Raw genomic sequence first — 3,492 nt, 5'->3', positions numbered from 1 at the left:
CACCAGGTGCGTCTTCCTCCGCACCACCCGCCCCGGGCGCGTCGCCGACGGATCGGATCCGTCGGCGAGGCGCCCGGGGCGGGTGGTGCGGAGGAAGACGCACCTGGTGGGGGCCGGCCGGGTGTGGACGCTTCCCCACACCACACCCGGCCGGCATACCGGCGGGTCCGTCGCCCGCCGCCCGGGGGTCGTGGGCGGCGGGCGACGATCCTGCCTGACGGGACCGGACTCGCGACTGTCCGGAACCCGGTGCGGCCCGCGGAACCGCACCTCCCGGGACCGGTGCCGCGAAACACCTCTCCCGGGGGCGTTGGAACGAGCGTACGAGCGAATCGAACACTCGTTCTAACTGCTCTGACAGTACACCTCCCCTCCGACGAAAATGCAACGTGTGACGCGCCGACGCGTCGGAGCACGGCCCGCCGGCGGGTCGGCGGGACATGTCGTCGACCGGCCGGGATTCTCAGGCGGCGCACAGCAGCGGCAAAGGGGGCGCCGAGGTCACCGGCCCAAGGTTGACCCCATGAACGTCAGCCGTACCGAAACGATCGTCCGGTGACCGCCGTCGTCGCCGGCCGGCGAGTCACCCGCCGTACCCTCCCGGTGGCCCCCACCTGGTGGGCCGACGTCGTGGGCGGCGCGGCCGTGCTCAGCCTGCTGGTCGTCACCGCGCTCTGGACCGCCGACCGCGGGGTGCAGGAACTGCTGGCCGGGCCGGCCACCGGCCTCACCTCGCTCGGCCGGCTCGCCGGCCTGCTCAGCGCCGACCTGATGCTCATCCAGGTGGTGCTGATGGCCCGGGTGCCGCTGATCGAGCGGCGCTTCGGCCAGGACCGGATCGCCCGCTGGCACCGGCTCGCCGGCTTCACCTCCTTCCACCTCCTCCTCGCCCACGTGGGGCTGACCATCCTCGGGTACGCCGGCACCGCCCGGCAGGGCGTGCTCGCCGAGACCTGGGACCTGGTCGCGACGTACCCGGGCATGCTGCTGGCCGCCGCCGCGTTCGGCCTGCTGGTGCTGGTCGTGGTGACCTCGATCCGCGCGGCCCGGCGCCGGCTGCGCTACGAGTCCTGGCACCTGCTGCACCTGTACGCCTATCTCGGCATCGCCCTGGCGCTGCCGCACCAGCTCTGGACCGGCGCCGACTTCCTCGCCTCGGCGGCCGCCCGGGCCTACTGGTGGACCGTCTACCTGCTGGCGCTGGCCAGCGTGCTGGTCTTCCGGCTCGGCCTGCCCGCGTGGCGCTCGCTGCGGCACCGGGTCCAGGTCGCCGCGGTGGTTCCCGAGGCGCCCGGCATCACCTCGGTCTGGCTCCGCGGACGCGACCTGCACCGGCTGCCGGCCCGGGCCGGGCAGTTCTTCCTCTGGCGGTTCCTGGACGGCCCCGGCTGGTCCCGGGCCCACCCGTACTCGCTGTCGGCGCCCCCGTCCGGGGACCTGATGCGGATCACCGTCAAGGACCTCGGGGACGACAGCGCCCGGGTGGCCACCCTGCGCCCCGGCACGAAGGTGCTGCTGGAGGGGCCGTACGGGCGGCTGACCGGGGAGCACTGGCGCGGCGGCGGGGTCACCATGCTCGCCTGCGGCGTCGGGATCACCCCGCTGCTGGCGCTGCTCTGGGAGCTGCCGTACCGGCCGGCCGAGGCGGTGCTGCTCTACCGCGCGCGTACCGCCGAGGAGCTGGCCTTCCGCGCGGAGCTGGACCGGCTCGCCGCGGAACGCGGGGTGGTCGTGCACCACCTGGTCGGCCCCCGGGGCCGGCGACCGGCGTGGCTGCCGGCCTACGCCGAGGGCCTCTCCGACGTCGAGGCGCTGCGCCGGCTCTCCCCTGGCATCGCCGGGCACGACGTCTTCCTCTGCGGCCCGGACGGCTGGGTCGAGGCGGCCCAAGCCGCCACGCGCGCCGCCGGGGTGCCCGAGGCACACACCCATCACGAACGCTTCGCCTGGTGACAGGCACGAAAGGAGGATCCGTGCGACGAATCACCATCTGGCTGCTCTCCACCGTGGCCGCCCTGGTGCTGCTGTTCAGCTACAAGACCAGCACGATGGGCGCGGGTGGCGAGAGCAGCGCCATCGCCTCCGGCACCGAATCCGCTGGCGTCAGCACCGACTCCGGTACGACCGACGACTCCACCGGCTCGAGCTCGTCCGGCGGATCGTCGAGCGGCAACGGCACGGTCACCGGGTCGGTGGCGCAGACGCGGTGGGGGCCGGTGCAGGTCCGGATCACCGTCTCCAACGGGAAGATCACCGACGTGACCGCCGTGCAGGTGCCGGACAACAACCACCGGGACCAGGAGATCAACGACTACGCGGTGCCGATCCTCCAGCAGGAGGCCCTCGACGCGCAGAGCGCCCAGATCGACACGGTTTCCGGCGCCACCGTCACCAGCGACGGCTACCGCGAATCCCTCCAGTCCGCGATCGACGCGGCGCACCTGAAGTGACGGGGTGACGACGATGAACCTGACCATGGAGCTGGACCGGCGGGCCTGGGTGGTCCAGGTGATGGGGCTGCCGGTCAGCGTGCACCTGCGCGGGCCGGAGGTGCACTCGGACCCGGTGGCGGAGCGGGTCGAGCGGGTCTTCGCCGAGCTGCGCGAGCTGGACGCGGTGTTCAGCACGTACCGGCCGGAGAGTGTGCTCGGCCGCCTCGGCGGCGCGATGCCCGACCCGGCCACCGCCGAGCCGCTGGTGCGCGAGGTGGTGGAACTCTGCGAGCTGGCCCGGATGCGGACCGACGGCTGGTTCGACGCCCGGCACCTGCCGCTGCCCACCGGCGGCACCGGGTTCGACCCGTCCGGGCTGGTCAAGGGGTGGGCGGTGGAGCGGGCCGCGCGCCGGCTGACCGACCTGCCCGACCACGACCTCTGTCTCAACGCCGGCGGCGACGTGCTGCTGCGGACCGCGCCGGGCCGGCCCGCCTGGCGGGTCGGGGTCGAGGACCCCGGCCACGCGGAGCGGCTGCTCGACGTGCTGGAGCGGGCGGACGGCGCGGTCGCCACGTCGGGGACCGCGCGGCGCGGCACGCACATCCTGGACCCGCGCGCCGGACGGCCCGCCGAGGCCGTCCGGTCGGTCACCGTGGTCGGCCCCGAGCTGCTCTGGGCTGACGTGTACGCGACCGCGGCGGTCGCCCGGGGCGCGGACGCGCTCGACTGGCTGGCCACCCTGGACGGGTACGCCGGTCTGCTGGTCGACACCGCCGGTCGGGTCCGGGCCACCCCGAACTGGCCCGGGACCCGACCGGCGGCTCAGACCTGCGCCGGATAGTCGGGCAGGTCGAGATCGGTGGCCAGCGACCCGGTGCTGCGCACCAGCATCGACTGCACCGGGCGGGCGGCGAGCAGCCGGTCCCGCAGCCACAGACCCCAGGCGCTGGCCGGGGCGAGGAAGTGGCCGGGGTTGGCGCCGCGCTGCCAGCGGGACGCGTACGCCCGCATCCGCCGCTCGTACGCGGGCAGCGCGACCCGGTGGTCGCCGCCGGGT

At 74.7% G+C, this 3,492-nt stretch carries 3 protein-coding genes and 1 pseudogene; 3 read left to right on the top strand and 1 reads right to left on the bottom strand.

What is annotated here, in order from left to right; genetic code table 11:
* Positions 1-555: 555 nt before the first annotated feature.
* The 3 genes from DKL51_RS25830 to DKL51_RS25820 are packed head-to-tail and all read left to right on the top strand — an operon-like array spanning position 556 to position 3,276.
* On the top strand, positions 556-1,953 hold the full coding sequence (locus tag DKL51_RS25830) for a ferredoxin reductase family protein (RefSeq protein WP_207783847.1): 1,398 nt from the start codon (positions 556-558) through the stop codon (positions 1,951-1,953).
* 20 nt (positions 1,954-1,973) lie between these two features.
* Positions 1,974-2,450, top strand: coding sequence for an FMN-binding protein (locus DKL51_RS25825; protein WP_109966498.1), 477 nt, complete (start codon positions 1,974-1,976; stop codon positions 2,448-2,450).
* A gap of 13 nt (positions 2,451-2,463) precedes the next feature.
* A complete protein-coding gene (locus DKL51_RS25820; RefSeq protein WP_109944796.1) occupies positions 2,464-3,276 on the top strand; it encodes an FAD:protein FMN transferase in 813 nt (270 codons plus the stop codon).
* On the opposite strand, the pseudogene DKL51_RS35170 reads toward DKL51_RS25820, so the two are convergent.
* Positions 3,258-3,492, bottom strand: a pseudogene (locus DKL51_RS35170) (FAD-dependent oxidoreductase); the annotation flags it as partial. The gene DKL51_RS25820 and the pseudogene DKL51_RS35170 overlap by 19 nt on opposite strands.

This window comes from Micromonospora globispora (assembly GCF_003857015.1).
In the GTDB taxonomy this organism is placed as follows: Bacteria; Actinomycetota; Actinomycetes; order Mycobacteriales; family Micromonosporaceae; genus Micromonospora; species Micromonospora globispora.
This window is presented reverse-complemented; position numbering and strand designations above follow the sequence as displayed.